The 15,920-nt window shown below is 66.4% G+C and carries 16 protein-coding genes; 8 read left to right on the forward strand and 8 right to left on the reverse strand.

Translation table 11 applies throughout. The features are described from left to right. Positions 1 to 108 precede the first annotated feature (108 nt). Complete coding sequence (locus CR919_RS03555; RefSeq protein ID WP_099818902.1) at positions 109 to 1,005, forward strand: DnaJ C-terminal domain-containing protein; 897 nt, start codon at positions 109 to 111, stop codon at positions 1,003 to 1,005. 143 nt (positions 1,006 to 1,148) lie between these two features. Here CR919_RS03555 and pilH read toward each other — a convergent pair whose 3' ends face one another. Next, positions 1,149 to 1,520, reverse strand: coding sequence for a twitching motility response regulator PilH (gene pilH, locus CR919_RS03560; RefSeq protein ID WP_005410644.1), 372 nt, complete (start codon positions 1,518 to 1,520; stop codon positions 1,149 to 1,151). Positions 1,521 to 1,608: 88 nt separating this feature from the next. Further along, positions 1,609 to 2,604, reverse strand: coding sequence for a YhdH/YhfP family quinone oxidoreductase (locus CR919_RS03565; RefSeq protein ID WP_099818903.1), 996 nt, complete (start codon positions 2,602 to 2,604; stop codon positions 1,609 to 1,611). A 152-nt stretch (positions 2,605 to 2,756) separates the two neighbouring features. Here CR919_RS03565 and hflK point away from each other — a divergent pair, with 152 nt between their 5' ends. From hflK to CR919_RS03590, 5 genes are all read left to right on the forward strand, one after another. After that, the gene (gene hflK / locus CR919_RS03570; RefSeq protein WP_099818904.1) at positions 2,757 to 3,893 is read left to right on the forward strand and encodes an FtsH protease activity modulator HflK; all 1,137 of its coding nucleotides are present in this window, start codon (positions 2,757 to 2,759) and stop codon (positions 3,891 to 3,893) included. Continuing rightward, the gene (locus tag CR919_RS03575) at positions 3,890 to 4,753 is read left to right on the forward strand and encodes a protease modulator HflC (RefSeq protein WP_099818905.1); all 864 of its coding nucleotides are present in this window, start codon (positions 3,890 to 3,892) and stop codon (positions 4,751 to 4,753) included. Before hflK ends, CR919_RS03575 begins: the two co-directional genes overlap by 4 nt. Positions 4,754 to 4,819: 66 nt before the next feature. Then, a complete protein-coding gene (locus CR919_RS03580; protein ID WP_089236459.1) occupies positions 4,820 to 5,005 on the forward strand; it encodes a DUF2065 family protein in 186 nt (61 codons plus the stop codon). Between the two features lie 315 nt (positions 5,006 to 5,320). Continuing rightward, complete coding sequence (locus CR919_RS03585; RefSeq protein WP_025877044.1) at positions 5,321 to 6,613, forward strand: adenylosuccinate synthase; 1,293 nt, start codon at positions 5,321 to 5,323, stop codon at positions 6,611 to 6,613. A 162-nt stretch (positions 6,614 to 6,775) separates the two neighbouring features. Then, entirely contained in the window at positions 6,776 to 7,414 is a 639-nt protein-coding gene (locus CR919_RS03590) for a hypothetical protein (RefSeq protein WP_099819107.1), read from the forward strand. Positions 7,415 to 7,444: 30 nt separating this feature from the next. Here CR919_RS03590 and CR919_RS03595 read toward each other — a convergent pair whose 3' ends face one another. After that, positions 7,445 to 8,101, reverse strand: coding sequence for a peptidoglycan DD-metalloendopeptidase family protein (locus CR919_RS03595; RefSeq protein WP_099818906.1), 657 nt, complete (start codon positions 8,099 to 8,101; stop codon positions 7,445 to 7,447). A 4-nt stretch (positions 8,102 to 8,105) separates the two neighbouring features. Next, the gene (locus tag CR919_RS03600; RefSeq protein ID WP_099818907.1) at positions 8,106 to 9,071 is read right to left on the reverse strand and encodes a L,D-transpeptidase; all 966 of its coding nucleotides are present in this window, start codon (positions 9,069 to 9,071) and stop codon (positions 8,106 to 8,108) included. Positions 9,072 to 9,305: 234 nt separating this feature from the next. Between CR919_RS03600 and CR919_RS03605 the strand changes: the two genes are divergently transcribed. Next, on the forward strand, positions 9,306 to 11,432 hold the full coding sequence (locus CR919_RS03605; protein ID WP_099818908.1) for a methyl-accepting chemotaxis protein: 2,127 nt from the start codon (positions 9,306 to 9,308) through the stop codon (positions 11,430 to 11,432). Between the two features lie 84 nt (positions 11,433 to 11,516). On the opposite strand, the gene CR919_RS03610 is transcribed toward CR919_RS03605, so the two are convergent. Together CR919_RS03610 and CR919_RS03615 are read right to left on the reverse strand one after the other, a co-directional pair. Further along, entirely contained in the window at positions 11,517 to 11,807 is a 291-nt protein-coding gene (locus CR919_RS03610; RefSeq protein ID WP_099818909.1) for a hypothetical protein, read from the reverse strand. A gap of 14 nt (positions 11,808 to 11,821) precedes the next feature. Beyond that, positions 11,822 to 12,361 carry a hypothetical protein gene (locus CR919_RS03615; RefSeq protein ID WP_099818910.1) on the reverse strand — a complete coding sequence of 180 codons (540 nt, stop codon included), beginning with the start codon at positions 12,359 to 12,361 and terminating at the stop codon, positions 11,822 to 11,824. 139 nt (positions 12,362 to 12,500) lie between these two features. Between CR919_RS03615 and CR919_RS03620 the strand changes: the two genes are divergently transcribed. After that, entirely contained in the window at positions 12,501 to 13,247 is a 747-nt protein-coding gene (locus CR919_RS03620) for an alpha/beta hydrolase (RefSeq protein WP_099818911.1), read from the forward strand. Here the strand turns inward: CR919_RS03620 and CR919_RS03625 are convergent. Continuing rightward, positions 13,244 to 13,735, reverse strand: a complete 492-nt coding sequence (locus CR919_RS03625; RefSeq protein WP_099818912.1) for a hypothetical protein — start codon at positions 13,733 to 13,735, stop codon at positions 13,244 to 13,246. The two genes, CR919_RS03620 and CR919_RS03625, sit on opposite strands and share 4 nt — an antisense overlap. Positions 13,736 to 13,756: 21 nt before the next feature. After that, the gene (locus CR919_RS03630; RefSeq protein WP_099818913.1) at positions 13,757 to 15,853 is read right to left on the reverse strand and encodes a catalase; all 2,097 of its coding nucleotides are present in this window, start codon (positions 15,851 to 15,853) and stop codon (positions 13,757 to 13,759) included. Positions 15,854 to 15,920: the final 67 nt, after the last annotated feature.

Consider the following 15,920-nt stretch of genomic DNA (forward strand, 5'->3'; position numbering starts at 1 on the left):
TCAGTCGGCCTCACCGTTGCCGCACGACCGGCGGCGTAGCATCGCCGGCGCGTAGAATGAACCCGGGGTGGCGCCACCGGCGCCGCCGAAGCGAATCGAGGTAGCTGGATGGAATTCAAGGATTATTACGCCACCCTGGGGGTGGAACCGAGCGCGGGCGAGGCGGAAATCAAGACCGCTTATCGCCGGCTGGCACGCAAGTACCACCCGGACGTCAGCAAGGAGACCGGGGCCGAAGACAAGTTCAAGGCCATCAATGAGGCCTACGAGGCGCTGCGCGATCCCGAGAAGCGCGCGGCCTATGACCAGCTGCGCGCGCAGGGCTATCGCCCGGGCGAGGAATTCAACGTGCCGCCGAACTACGGCGGCGGCGGTTTCAATTTCGAGGAAGTGTTCGGTGGTGGTGGCGGTGGCCCCAACGGGGGCTTCAGCGACTTCTTCGAGAGCCTGTTCGCGCGCCAGCGCGGCGGCCAGGGCGCGGGCCCCGGTCCGGGCTTCAGCAGCCACGGCCATGCACCCAACCGCGACACCCGGGCCAAGCTGTCGGTACCGCTGGAGGCGGCCTACAACGGCGACAGCCTGCGCATCACCGTCAACGGCAAACAGCTGGACGTGCGCGTGCCCAAGGGCATCCGTCCCGGGCAGGTGATCCGCCTGGCCGGGCAGGGCAACCACGGCGGCAACCTGCTGCTGGAGGTCGAATACGCCGCCCATCCGCAGTTCGAGGTCGACGGCCGCAATATCCTGTACACGCTGCCGGTCACCCCGTGGCAGGCGGCGTTGGGCACCAGCATCAGCGTGCCGACGCTGGGCGGAGCGGTGGAGCTGAAGATCCCGGCCGACTCCGATGCCGGTCGCAAGCTGCGCCTGCGTGGGCGTGGCCTGCCGGGCAGCCCGGACGGCGATCAGATCGTCGAGCTGGAGATTGTCGCCCCGGCGGCGACGGATGAGGCGCAGAAGAAGGCCTATCGGAATCTGGCCAAGGCGTTTGGCGAAACGATCTGAGATCTGCTTCGTGGGTGCGGACCTTGGTCCGCACGCCTTGCGGTAGTGCCGGCCGTTGGCCGGCAAAGACGTGCCAACCAAGGTTGGCACCTACCAAGGGCAAAGGCGTGCCAACCAAGGTTGGCATCTACCAGGGCGGTGTGTCAGCCCTGGCCGGCGAACACCCGCTCCAGCACTTCGGACAGTTCGTCTTCCGAGAACGGCTTGGTGATGTAGGCCTTGGCGCCCTGGCGCATGCCCCACATGCGGTCGGTGTCCTGGTCCTTGGTGGTCACCAGGATCACCGGAATGTGCCGGGTCGCTTCATCGCGGGCGAGGGTGCGGGTGGCCTGGAAGCCATTGAGGTTGGGCATCACCACGTCCATCAGCACCAGGTCGGGCAGCTCGGCCTTGGCGGTCTCCACCCCGGCCGCGCCATCGGTGGCGGTCAGGATCTGGTGCCCGAGCTTCTCGACGATGCGCTGTATCCCCAACAGCTGCGACGGTGAGTCGTCGACGATCAGAATGCGTGCCATGTTGTTCCCCATGTGATGCCGGAAGTGTAGTGCCGGCATCCTGTTGGCGGGAGGGCGACAGCTGCCGTCCGTCGCCTGCCTGCGACGTTCAGTCGATCCGCACCACCGTGCGGCCAAGCGAGCCGCCCGCCAACATGCGATCGAACACCGCGGGCAGGCCGTCCAGGCCGACTTCGGCAGTGCAGATGCGGTCCAGGTGCTGCGGCTTCCACGCGTCGCCCAGGCGAGCCCACACTTCTTCGCGAAGTGCGCGCGGGGCATTGGCCGACGACACACCCAGCAGCGAGACACCGCGCAGGATGAACGGCATTACCGTCATCTCCAGGGTCGGGCTGGCGGCCAGGCCCGCACTGACCACGCTGCCATAGGGCACGGTCTGTGCCAGCAGGCTGGCCAGCATCGGCCCGCCGGCGTTGTCCAGGCCACCGCCGAAGCGTGCCGACTGCAGCGGCCCGGTGTCGGCAAGGGCATCACGCGGCAGCACTTCGGCAGCACCGATGGCGCGCAGGAAGTCGGTCTGCTCCGGTTTGCCGCTGATCGCGTGCACGGCATAGCCGGCGCGGCTGAAGATGTCCACGGCCAGGGCACCGACCCCACCGCTGGCGCCGGTGACCGCCAGTGGCCCCAGCTCGGGCGTCTGCCGGTTGTCCTGCAGGCGCAGCAGGGCCAGCGCAGCGGTGAAACCTGCGGTGCCCAGCACCATCGCCTCGCGTGGGCTCAGGCCCGCCGGCTGGGCGATGACCGCGCTCGATTCCAGTCGCACGTACTGGCTGTAGCCGCCATCGCGGGTTTCGCTGAGGCCGCAGCCGGTGGCCAGGACCGCATCGCCCTCGCGCCAGGCCGGATCGGTGGAGGCGACCACCGTGCCGGCCACGTCAATGCCGCCCACCAGCGGGAAGCGCCGCAGGATCCGGCCTTTGCCGGTGCCGGCCAGGGCATCCTTGTAGTTGACCGAGGACCAGTGCGCGCGGATCAGCACCTGGCCGGGGTTAAGGTCGTCCAGGCTCAGCGGCACCAGGCCGCTGCGGTAGCCGGCGTCGTCTTTTTCGATGCGGAAGGCGGTGAACGGGGTGGTGGGGGCCATCGGCGCTGCCTGACTTCAAGGAAAACGCCACCTTACCCGTTCCGGACCCTTTCAATCCTGCCGGTCAGCCCCATCTTGTATGATCGGTAATGGTTCATGGCTGGCGTTGCGGGAAGGGCCCGCGTCGCAGCCCACATCTTGATGGAGCGTGCATGGCCTGGAATACACCCGGCGGCAACAAGGGCGGACAAGGTCCCGAGGACAATCGACGCGGGCCGTTCGGGTCGCGCGGCGGTGGCAATGGTGGCGGCTGGGGCGGATTGCCCGGACCGCTGAAGGACCTGTTCGATGGCGGCATCCTGCGTTGGGTGGTGGCAGCGGTGGTCCTGCTGGTGCTGTTCTCCAGCTTCCAGCTGATCGGCGAACAGCAGCGTGGCGTCGTGCTGCGCTTCGGCCAGTTCTCGCGCATCCTGACCCCAGGCCCGAACTTCAAGTTGCCCTGGCCGATCGAATCGGTCACCAAGGTCAACGCCACCGAGATCAAGACCTTCTCGATCCAGGTGCCGGTGCTGACCCGCGACGAGAACATCGTCAACGTCTCGTTGAACGTGCAGTACCGCATCGATGACCCGCAGCAGTATCTGTTCGGCACTGTCGATGCCAACCAGGTGCTGGAGCAGTCGGCGCAGAGCGCGGTGCGCGAGGAAGTCGGCCGCGCCGACCTCAACGCCGTACTGAACAACCGTGGCCCGCTGGCCGTGGCCGCTGAAGAGCGCCTGCAGACATTGCTGCGTGCCTTCAAGACCGGTCTGACCGTGACCGGCCTGACCCTGCAGGACGCCCGTCCGCCGGAGGAGGTCAAGCCGGCCTTCGACGAGGTCAACGGTGCCCAGCAGGTCAAGGAGCGCCTGATCAACGAAGCCCAGGCCTATGCGGCCAAGGTCGTGCCTGAAGCGCGTGGCCAGGCCTCGCGTGCCCGTACCACCGCCGAGGGCTACAAGCAGGCCGTTGTGTCCAAGGCCGAGGGTGATGGCCAGCGCTTCAGCCTGCTGCAGGCCCAGTACAAGGACGCACCGGAAGTTACCCGCAAGCGGCTGTGGCTGGAAACGGTGCAGCAGGTGCTGAGCGAGAACCGCAAGGTCATTGGTGGCGATGGCCGCCAGCTGATCTACGTGCCGATGACCGGCGATACCCGTGCCACCATCTCGGCGCCGCCGGGGGTGACGAACCCGGAGGTGGTGATGCCGTCGCTGCCGGGTACCACGGCAGTGGAAGCTTCCCGTGACCCGGGCCGGCCGGTGGGCCGCCCGACCGGGCGTTCGAGCGGCCGTGAGGAGGGCAGCCGATGAAAAATTCAATCTGGATTGCCGTTGTCGTAGCGGGGCTGCTGGGCCTGCTGGGCTCGGTGTATGTGGTCCGCGAGGACCAGACCGCCATGGTCCTGAACCTGGGCAAGGTGGTGCGTTCGGACATCAAGCCGGGCCTGCACTTCAAGCTGCCGGTGGTGGAAACGGTGCGGGTGTTTGATCGCCGCTTCCAGGTGCTGGACACCGCGCCGGCCCGCTACTTCACGGCCGAGCAGAAGGACGTCAGCGTCGACTTCTTCGCCATCGGTTACATCTCCAACGTGGGTGATTACTTCCGTGCCACCGGCGGCGATCCGCGTATCGCCAATGCCCGCCTGGCACCGATCATCACCGACTCGCTGCGCAACCAGATCAACTCGCGCACCCTGCAGCAGCTGGTCTCCGGCGACCGCAGCGAGCTGATCGCCGAGCAGCTGAAGGGGATCAACGAAGCCGTTGCCGGCCTGGGCATGCAGATGATCGACCTGCGCATCAAGCAGGTGGACCTGCCGACCGACAGCCAGGTGATCAATGACGTGTACGAGCGCATGCGCGCCCAGCGCAAGCAGGAAGCCGCCAAGCTGCGCGCCGAAGGCGAAGAGCAGTCGCTGACCATCCGTGCCCAGGCCGACCGTGACAGCACCGTGCTGATCGCAGAGGCCGAACGCGATGCCCAGCGCCTGCGCGGTGAAGGCGATGCCGAGGCTGCGCGCATCTATGGCAAGGCCGGTTCGGCCGACCCGTCGTTCTACGCGTTCTACCGCAGCCTCGAGGCCTATCGCGGCTCGATGACCGACGGCAACGGCGTGATCGTGCTGGACAAGAACGACCCGTTCCTGCAGTACCTCAAGAACGATCGCTGAGACCGCACGGCAGTACCTCACGGGGCCCGGCCAAACGCCGGGCCCCGTGCTTTTCCGGAGTTCCCCATGAAAGATCTGTTCGCCGCCGTCTGCCTGGTCGCGGTGCTGGAAGGCCTGTTGCTGTTTGCGGCCCCCGTGGCCTGGAAGCGCATGGCCGAACGCCTGCTGGACCTGCCCAGCCCGGCCCTGCGCAGCTTCGGTGGCCTGGTCCTGCTGGCCGGGCTGAGCCTGCTGTGGTGGGTGCGGCACTAACTGGCCCGTAGCGCCTGAGCCGATGCTCGGGCGGCGCCGCGCAGCGGCGGGACGGCAGCCGAGCATGGGCTCGGCTCTACAGCAGGCAGCGCCTGACCGGCCGGTGAAGCCGCCCGTCGGAAAGGTGGCACCGGACCCCGGAAACCCGGATAATGCACAAAAGCCGGACGGGCCTCCCCCGTTCGGCTTTTTCCGTGTCTGGGCCTTCCATCGCCGGCCGCTCCCCGTTTGGAGCCGCCACCCAAGCGCTGGCCAGCCCCGCTGCGGTTTACCCGTCCGCGGCCCCGATGGCCGCAACAAATAGAGGAACCCGTCATGGGTCAGTCTGTCGTAGTGCTTGGTGCCCAGTGGGGCGATGAAGGCAAGGGCAAGATCGTCGATCTGCTCACTGAGGAAATCGGCGCGGTCGTGCGCTTCCAGGGCGGCCACAATGCCGGCCACACCCTGGTCATCAACGGCAAGAAGACCGTCCTGCACCTGATCCCGTCGGGCATCCTGCGTGACGATGCGCTGTGCCTGATCGGCAACGGCGTGGTGATCTCGCCGGCTGCGCTGCAGAAGGAAATCGCCGAGCTGGAAACCTCCGGCGTGGAAGTGCGTTCGCGCCTGAAGATCTCCCCGGCCGCGCCGCTGATCATGCCGTACCACATCGCCTTGGACCAGGCGCGCGAACGCGCTGCCGGCGGCAAGGCGATCGGCACCACCGGCCGTGGCATCGGCCCGGCCTATGAAGACAAGGTGGCGCGTCGCGGCATCCGCATCGCCGACCTGCATTACCCCAAGCAGCTGGAAGAACTCCTGCGCACCGCGCTGGATTACCACAACTTCGTGCTGACCAAGTACCTGAACACCGATGCGGTCGATTTCCAGAAGACCTTCGACGAGGCACTGGCCTTCGGCGAGTACGTGCAGCCGATGAAGTCGGACGTTGCCGGCATCCTGCATGACCTGCGCAAGCAGGGTAAGCGCGTGCTGTTCGAAGGTGCGCAGGGCGCGCTGCTGGACATCGACCACGGTACCTACCCGTACGTCACCAGCTCCAACACCACCGTCGGTGGTGCGCTGGCCGGTGCCGGCGTCGGCGCCGATGCGATCGACTACGTGCTGGGCATCGCCAAGGCCTACGCGACCCGCGTTGGCGGCGGCCCGTTCCCGACCGAGCTGGACGATGAAATCGGCCAGGGCATCCGCGACCGCGGTGCCGAGTACGGTGCCTCGACCGGCCGCCCGCGTCGTTGCGGCTGGATGGACATCGTCGCCCTCAAGCGCGCGGTGGCCATCAACGGCATCAGCGGCCTGTGCATCACCAAGCTGGACGTGCTGGACGGCATGGAAAAGCTGAAGGTCTGCATCGCCTACGAATACAACGGCAAGCGCACCGAGTACGCGCCGCTGGACGCGCAGGGCTGGGAAGAGTGCACCCCCGTGTACCTGGAGTTCCCGGGCTGGACCGAGAACACCCACGGCATCACCAACTGGGACGACCTGCCGCCGGCCGCACGCGCCTACCTGCGTTCGCTGGAAGAGCTTGCCGGTTGCCCGATCAGCATCGTCTCCACCGGCCCGGACCGCGACCACACCATGGTCCTGCAGGATCCGTTCGCCTGAGTGATGCGGCAATGCCAGGCTCTGCCTGGCAATGCTGCCGCACGGGTAGCGCCGGGCCATGGCCGGCGTCGCTGAAAGAAGAAGCCCCGCAAACGCGGGGCTTTTTCGTTAGTGTGTACGCCGTGCCAGCAGGGAAGCGGACCGATGACCGGCGACGTCAGCATGAAGGGAGCGAGGGTGCTGCGGATCACCCTGTGGGTGTTCTGGGGCTTATGGGCAGCCGCCTGTGTGGTGTTGGCGGTGGGCGCTGTGGCCAACCACCTGGCCTCACGAACGCAGACCCTGCCGCTGGTGCTGAGCCCCGGTGCGAGCGCGGAGATTGTGGTCTACCGCTTCATCGACGATCGCCTGCGGTTGCGGCTGCGCTACCCGCCCAACGCTACCGACCCGGCCCTCGATCCCGACGTGCTGATGCGCATCGAAACGCCCAACGAGCACGCGGACTTCCGCGCAAGCGTGCGATCAGGCCCGCCCGCGACGGAGGTCGTGCGCAGGGTGGAAACCGTTGAAACGGCAGGTTTCACCGCCGCGTACTTCGGCTATGGCCGCGGTGACGCATTGCCCCGTGGCCGATCCTGGCTGCGGGTGACCGTGCTGGAGGTGGAGCCGGCGCTGCTCGGCAGGCCGGCAACGATCGAAGTGCAGCCGCCGCTGGATCTTCTGAAACTGACCGACCTGGACTACATCTGGCTGTGGCCGTTCTTCTTCTGGAAACTGGTGGCGCTGTTGCTGCTGATTCCCGGCATCGCACTGGTGATCTTCACCATCGCGCTGCGCAGGCAGCGTCCGCGCGCTGTATAGGCGCCCCGAAAAGAACGTGCGGGTTGCGGCTTATTCCCCTCCGTCACCTTTTTTCAGCAGCGGATAGGGGTTGAGCGACTCACCCTTCCACCACTGCTTCTCCGGCCCCAGCGTGTGCACTTCGAAATGCAGATGGGGCGCTTCGGGGTTGGCATTGCCGGTGCTGCCGACGTAGCCGATCACATCACCGCGCTTGATGGTCTGCTTCTCGGCCAGGCCGTCGGCGTAGCGCTGCAGGTGTGCGTAGTAGTAGCACCAGCGGCCGCTGGGTTCGAACTGGTAGAGGGTGAGGCCGCCGCGTTTGCTGTCGAACAGTTTCTCGACATGGCCATCGGCCACGGCCAGCACCGGCGTGCCGGCAGCGGCCATGATGTCGATGGCATCGTGCACACGGCCTTCGCTGCGTGCGTCGGTGAAGGTGTCCTGCAGTTGCGACGGCGCAATGCCCTGTACCGGCAGCAGCAGGCCGGAGGGTGTGTCGCCCGTTACCGCTGGGGCGGGCGCAGCGATTGCCGTCGCTGCCTGCTCCGCGGGTACGGCAGGGGCCTTGTCCGCCGCAGCCGAAGTCGGCGCCACTGTAAGGGGGCGGGCAGCCGTGTCATCGGACGGCTCGCCATCGCGCTGCAGCCACCATCCGGCGGCCACGCCCATCACCAGTCCCAGCACGATCAGTTGCGCAAGTCGCATCGGCTTACTCCTGCATCACCACGACAACCGAGGTATCCACCGCCGCGGCCACGCGCAATGCATCCCAGTTGGTCATGCGCACGCAGCCGTGTGATTCAGTCTTGCCGACATGGCCGGGCACCGGCGTGCCGTGCAGGCCGTAATGCGGCTTGGACAGGTCGATCCAGACCCGGCCGACGGGATTGTTCGGGCCGGGCGGAATCGTCGCCTTGCGATCGCCCTTCTTTGCGTCCCAGAACAGTTTCGGGTTGTAGTGGAATGGCGGATCCGGGTACACGCCGAGGATCTTCCACTCACCGATCGGCAGCGGGTCATGCTCGCTGCCCGACGACACCGGCACCTGCGCGATCACCTTGCCCTGCGCGTCCAGCAGTTGCAGGGTGGAGTCGGATTTGTCGACCACCAGCTTGGCCGCTTTGGGCAAAGCGGCAGGCGCAATGTTGGGCACCTGGATGCGAGTGCCGGCCTTGCTCAGATCCACGCCGGGATTGAGGGCCTTCAGCAGCGCCGGGGCGGCATGGAAACGCTCGCCCAGTGATTCTTCGATACTGCTGAAGCCCAGGGATTTCAGCTTGGCTTGTTCGGCCGGCTTCTTCGGGATGGCGACAAACGGACCGGCCACGTCTTCGGCGGTCAGCGTATAGCTGGCCAGCGGAGTGACCGTATCGGCCTGCAGGGCTTTCCAGGTAGCGTCGTCCAGTTCACCGCTGACGGTCAGCCCGTGCGCAGCCTGGAAGCCGGACACCGCACGCCGCTGGTTGCTGCCCACCTCGCCATCGATCTCGCCCGGAGAGAAATTCGCACGGTCGAGCAGGACCTGCGCATGCAGGGGCGAGTGCGCCGCCGTGTCAGGGCCTGCTTTCTCGGCAATCGGTGCTGGCAGGCCGGCGGGTGGCGGGGCCTGCGCGAAGGCGGGCGACATCAGCAGCGAAAGCGCAAGCAGGGCGGGGCGGCATACGGGCATGGGCATCTCCAGGCAGATAACGCCTTCACCCTGCCTGCAAACGCTGCGTAGCTGCCGTGAAAAGGAACTGATGCCGGCATGAGCAGCTGGGTCGCATCGCTACGCCAAAGACCCACCGCAGAAGGGGAGGGTGGCACCTCACCAAGGTGAACGGCTTCCGACGCAGGCGAGCGTGGGGCGATCAAGATTCCCGGTCGACAGGCCGATATGGGCGCATCCCCCCCGTTTTGGATTCACCCCATGAACTACTTGAGGAACGTCAGGGTTGCCTGGCGTCTTGGGCTTGGCTTTGGCCTGTTGTTGCTGCTGGTTGCCGCCGTGGTGGCCACCGGCGCTACCGCCACCACCGTGCAGAAGCGCGCGATGGAGCAGGTGGTCGAGGTTGGCGTAGCCAAGGTACGGCTGCTGTCGGAGATGCTCGATGCCAACAACCAGATGATGGTCGTGCGTCGCGAGATGCTGATCCGCCAGGGCGAAGACCGTGCCAACGACGAGCAGCGCATCGCCGATCTGGTCAAGCGCTACGAGGCCAGCTGGACTGCCTACCAGGCCCTGCCCGGCGATGCTGAGGGCAAGGTGATCGGCGAGACCATCGCCGCCAAGCGTGCGCTCGCCCGTCCGCTCAACAAGCAGACCAGTGAGCTGATGGAGCAGGGCGATTTCCCCGGTGCCGTGGCGCTGACCCTGGGCCCGGTGCAGGAAGCGGCCAATGGCTGGAACAAGGCCCTGGCCGACGGCGTGGCCTATGAGGAAAAGGAAAGCCGCGAGGCCGCTGCCGAGGCCATCCGCCTGGGCGAGCGCAGCCTGCTGCAGCTGCTGGCGCTGGGCGGCGTGGCCCTGCTGGTCGGCGTTGCCGCGTCGGTGTTGATCGGCCGCAGCATGACCGGCCCGCTGGCACGTGCGGTGCAGTTGGCCGAGCGCCTGTCCAAGGGCGAACTGGACCAGGAATTCCGCCTTGGCGGTCGTGACGAGCTGACCCAGCTTGGTGAGGCCATGGCCAGCGTGCGCCAGAGTGTTCAGGCCGCGATCGGCGCGCAGCTGCAGATGGCCGAGCAGCATGAAGCCGGTGCGATCCGTTATCGGATGGATGCCAGCGCGTTCCCCGGCGACTTCGGCCGCATGGTGCAGGCCACCAATCACCTGGTTGAATCGCACGTGCAGGTGCAGCTGCTGATGGCCGAGGTGATGCAGCGCTATGCGATCGGCGATCTCAGCCGCGATCTGCCCGAGTACCCGGGCGAGAAGGGCACGCTGACCCGCACCCTGGCGGCGGTCAAGCAGAGCCTGATGGCGATCAACGCGCAGATCGATGAACTGGCCCGTGCCGCGCGCGCTGGCGACTTCAGCATGCGTGGCGACGCTGCAGCATTCCAGTACCAGTTCCAGGCGATGGTGAACCACCTCAACGGCATGATGGCCAGCTCGCAGGCCAGCATCGCCGATGTTTCCGACGTGCTGCGCGCCATCTCGCATGGCAACCTCACCGCGCGCATGGACGGCGAGTACGAAGGTGTGTTCGCGCGCATGCGTGATGATGCCAATACCACTACCACGCAGCTGACCGGTATCGTGCGTGGCATCCAGGTGGCCGCCGACAGCATCAACAACGCGGCGCAGGAACTGGCGGCCGGCAACAACGATCTGTCGCGCCGTACCGAGCAGCAGGCCGCGAATCTGGAAGAGGCTGCTGCCTCGATGGAAGAGCTGACCTCGACCGTGCGCCAGAACGCCGAGCTGGCGCGCCAGGCCGACAGCGAAGCGCACGCGGCCGGTGTTGCCGTGCGCGAGACCGAGCAGGCCATGGCGCAGATGGCCACGGTGATGGGCGAGATCGATCAGTCTTCCGCGCGCATTTCGGAGATCTCCACGGTGATCGATGGCATCGCCTTCCAGACCAATATCCTGGCGTTGAATGCCGCGGTGGAAGCAGCGCGTGCCGGTGAACAGGGCCGTGGCTTTGCCGTGGTCGCCAGTGAGGTGCGTACGCTGGCCCAGCGTGCGGGTGTGGCCGCCAAGGAGATCAAGGAATTGATCGAGGACGCCGCCGCCAAGGTGCAGAGCGGCCTGGCGGTGACCGTGCAATCCGAAGCCGCGATTGCGCGCGTGGCCCAGGCCAGCTCGCGTACCACCTTGCTGATGAGCGATATCGCCGCCGCCAGCAAGGAACAGGCGGCCGGCATCGAACAGGTCAACCAGGTAGTGGTGCAGATGGACCAGGTGACCCAGCAGAACGCGGCCCTGGTGGAAGAAGCCACCGCTGCCAGCCGTGCGCTGGAGGAGCAGGCACATGCGCTGACCACGTCGGTGTCGGTGTTCCAGCTGGAGCAGGGTGTTCGCAAGCTCGCCGTGTCCGCGCGCGCGGCGTAAGCAGTCCGTAGCTGGATGTTGGATGACGCCCTGCATGCGATGGCCCGCATGCAGGGTGTCAATGCACGCAACGAGTGGGCACAGCTAACGCCCGCGCGCAGAGCGTTCGATCAACCAGCCAGCCGCGTACAGCAACAGCAGCGTTGGCGGAACCAGCACCGCATACGCGGTCGACCAAGGCTTGCCGTACAACAGGCCGCCTGCGCCGATGGCATCAAGCGCGGCAGACTGCAGAGTGATGGGCAGCGCCATCAGGATGTAGGTACCTTTCGGGTCCGCATCCGACTGTGCGCCATGAACCAGCCACGCGGTAAACAGCAGGTAGGCCACGCACAGCGCCAGGCCGGCCCAGCTAAGGAGTCGTCGCTTCTTCATCCGCAGGCCTCCTTTCAACGGACCTCGAAGCGCGACTGCAGCGGCAGGCTCACACCCCGCAACAGATCCCTGACCACCACCTGTGCGGTCCACGTGCCCTTCGGATCACCTGCCTCGGCGACGAATTTCAGCTGCACGTTGGTCATGTACAACAAGGTGGGTGGACCCGGCAGACGGGCGGTGAAGCAGGGAACATCGCGCTCATCCGCGCTGGCGCTGCCGTCCGGGCGCAGCATGCGCACGTCGCAGTGGACCTTGGCTGCGCCATCCTCGCCCAGTTGCGGGTTGGACAGGAACGTCAGTACGAACAACTCTCCGCCCAGCTGCACGTCGCTGGCCTCGGTGAAGTTCGGCGTGGTGTCCGCTGGAGTTTCCCACTTGGCCCGCCAATCGGCGTCGGAGGTGACCAGCAGTGATGCCGCAAATCCATCCCTGGACTTCATGGCATCGGTCTGCGGCACCGCCTTGCCGTCGCCATTTATCCAGCCATCGCCGGCAAAGGTGGTCAGTGGCAGCATCAGGGCCATCATGGCCAGTGCGTAGGTCCATCGCATCAACAGCTCTCCCGGGTAGCCGCATCCTGCGGCGAAGCCGCCAGTATCGCGCAACCTTGACCGGCACAGCAGGGGAGCGCCAAAGAAGAGGTTTCTTCGCCCGCCGATCCGGGTGATGCTTGCCAGCAAAGGAGATGGCATGGGAATTGGACGCGAGGAAAAGCAGGGCGGTGATGCCGCGTCGACCACGCCGCTGCACGTAGTGATGCTGCCTGGCCTGGATGGCACCGGCAGGATGTCGACCTCATTCCTGTCCGCACTGCAGGCTCATGGGCTGACGACGCAGGCGATCGCGCTGCCTGCGCAAGGAGGGCAGGGTTACGCCACGCTTGCCGAATGGCTGTGGCCGCAGCTGCCACACCAACCATTCGTACTGCTTGCCGAGTCTTTCTTAGGCCCCTTGGCGATTCAACTCGCCGCACGACAGCCCGCCGGCCTGCGCGGACTGGTGCTGGCCGCGACTTTCGCGCGTCGGCCCGTGCCAATGCCGGCAGCCGGCGCGGCACTGCTGTCGCCGGCCTGGCCGATGCCTCCTGTGGCATTGCTGTCACGCCTGTTGCTGGGGCGATGGCGCAACTGCCAGCACCTGTCGATGCTGCACGATGTGTTGGCTCAGCTCCCGGCGGCCACGTTGCGGCAGCGCGCCGCAGCGACCCTGCGGGTGGACGTACGCGGGTTGCTGCCGCAGATCACGGTGCCGACGCTGTGCCTGCAGGCGCGTCAGGACCGGTTGCTGTGGCCGCCGAGCGTGGCCGAGCTGCAGGTTCTTTTGCCGGATGCGCGGCACATTGCCCTGGAAGGGCCGCATCTGCTGCTGCAGGCCTGCGCCGACCCGGCCGCCGCGGTGGTGGCCGGTTGGGGGAGGGCGCTGCCCGCTACCGGCTAACTACCGGCGCGGGTACGTGCGGCCTTCTTCGCCGCGGTCTTGCGTACCGCCTTGTTTGCCGCACGTGTCTTCGCGGCCTTCTTTGCTGCGGTGCTGCGTGAGGCGGTCTTCTGCGTTGCCGTCCTGGCGGTCGCCTTCTTTGCAGCTGACTGCTTCGCAGGAGCCTTCTTCAGCGCCTTCTTTGCAGCAGACTTCCTGGTGGCAGCGTTCTTTGCAGGCGTCTTCTTCGCAGCGGTCGTCTTCGCCACCTTCTTTGCAGGCGCCTTGCTGGCCGAAGTCTTCTTCGCAGTTGCCTTTTTGACTACCTTCTTCGTTTCCTTGCGCGCGCTGCCGCTGCGCTTGCCACCGCCATCCTGCTTGTTCACGGTAGCCCAGGCGATACGCTCTGCGGTGCCTTCGCTGGCACCGCGCTCGCGCTCGCTCTCTTCGATGTGCTCGGCCTGGCGCTTCTGCTTGTCGGTATAGGCGGATTTGTCACCTCGGGGCATGAGCGTTCTCCTGTCGGATGATCAGGCCAGCAGGCGCAGCTTCGGCTCGCGCGCCCACTGTCGGGTAGCGGCAGCGGCAAGGAACGCCTTGCTGTCTTCCGCCTCGACGGTGCCGGCATCGTTGCCGACGCGCGCTGCTTTCAGCAGCGCCTGTGCGCCTTCGTCACTGGCGATGGCTTTCAGGTGCGCCCAGGCGTCGCTGACGAAGCCAACGGCCGCCGCTTCCTTGGCCAGCGCTTTGCCGGCGTCGGCACTCAGCACCACGGCCACGGCATCAAACACCACCGACGGGGTACCGGCCAGCTGTCCATCGGCGGCCTGCACCTTGCCGTCGCTGAGCGTGGCGCCACCGACTTTCGGTGCGACCAGCTTGACGCTGGCGCCGGCCTTTTCAGCGGCTTTGCGCAGGTTGGCGATCACTCGTGCATCGGAACCTTCATCGAACAGGATGCCGATGCAGCGCCCCTGCAGCACTGGCTTGTTGCGGCCGATCACCCGTACTTCGGGGGCGACGGGCAGGTCCTGAGCGGGGGTTGCCGTCGGTGCCGGGTCGGGCAGGGTACGCAGGGCCAGCCCATCGGCCACGCGTTTGGCCAGTCCTTCGTCGATGTTGCGCAGATGGCTGACGGTGCGCACGCGCACCTTCTCCGTTTCCACCTTCGACAGCTCGAACACCAGCGCCGAGGCCAGGTGCGCCTGTTCCGGTTTTTCCAGGCTGCGGAAGAACATCCGTGCCTGGCTGTAGTGGTCGGCAAAGCTTTCTGCACGGGTGCGGCCCTTGCGCCCGTCATCGGCGCTGGCGTGGCTGCGGAAACCGGCGGGGGTCTCGCGCGGGCTGTCCTCCTGCAGCGAACTGGGATCGTAGGCTACGCGTCCCTTCGGCACCTGCATCTGCATGTGGCCATCGCGCTGGTGGTTGGCGAACGGGCACTTCGGTGCGTTGATCGGGATCTGGTTGAAGTTCGGCCCGCCCAGGCGGATCAGCTGGGTATCCAGATAGGAGAACAGCCGTCCCTGCAGCAACGGATCGTTGCTGAAGTCGATGCCGGGCGGCACGTTGGCCGGGCAGAACGCAACCTGCTCGGTCTCGGCGAAGAAGTTGTCCGGCCATCGGTCCAGCACCATGCGTCCGATCACCTGCAGCGGCACCAGCGACTCGGGGATGATCTTGGTCGGGTCCAAGTGGTCGAACGGGAAGCCGTCGGCCTGTTCCTCGCTGAACAACTGCACCGCCAGCTCCCACTCGGGGAAGTCGCCACGCTGGATCGCTTCGAACAGGTCGCGGCGGTGGAAATCGTTGTCGGCGGCCTGCAGTTTCAGCGCCTCGTCCCAGATCGTGGACTGCAGCCCCAGCTTCGGCCGCCAGTGGAATTTGACGAAGGTGGAGTTTCCTTCGTCATCCAGCAGGCGGAAGCTGTGGATGCCGAAGCCTTCGATGGTGCGCAGCGAGCGCGGAATCGTGCGGTCGCTCATCGCCCACATGATCATGTGCATCGATTCGGGCATCAGCGAGACGAAATCCCAGAACGTGTCGTGCGCGCTGGCGGCCTGCGGGAACGCGCGGTCCGGTTCCATCTTCACCGCATGGATCAGGTCGGGGAACTTGATCGCATCCTGGATGAAGAACACCGGGATGTTGTTGCCGACCAGGTCCCAGTTGCCTTCCTTCGTGTAGAACTTCACCGCGAAGCCGCGCACGTCGCGCGGGGTGTCGACCGAACCGGCGCCGCCGGCGACGGTGGAGAAGCGGGTGAACACCGGCGTCTTCACCCCGACTTCGGTGAGGATCTTGGCCCGCGTCACCTTGCCCAGCGACTTGGTCAGTTCGAAGAAGCCATGGGCGGCCGAACCGCGCGCGTGGACGATGCGCTCGGGAATGCGCTCGTGGTCGAAGTGGGTGATCTTCTCGCGCAGCAGGAAGTCCTCCAGCAGGGTCGGGCCACGCGGCCCCTGGCGCAGGGAATTCTGGTTGTCGGCAACCGGGATGCCCTGGTTGCTGGTCAGTACCGGATGTTCTCCTCCCGCCAGTTGATGCAGTTCATCGCCCTGGCCGCGGCTGTCACGGTCGGCGGCGGGGGTGGCGGGAGCGCGCTTGCCGGTCGGCTTGCTGGCGGCCATGGAGGATCTCCTGGAGCGGGTAGGGGGCAGACCCCAGACACTGGCGCCGTCGGCGTTAATGCAGGGT

Origin of the sequence: Stenotrophomonas sp. LMG 10879 (assembly GCF_002750935.1) — a bacterium.
Taxonomy (GTDB): domain Bacteria; phylum Pseudomonadota; class Gammaproteobacteria; order Xanthomonadales; family Xanthomonadaceae; genus Stenotrophomonas; species Stenotrophomonas lactitubi_B.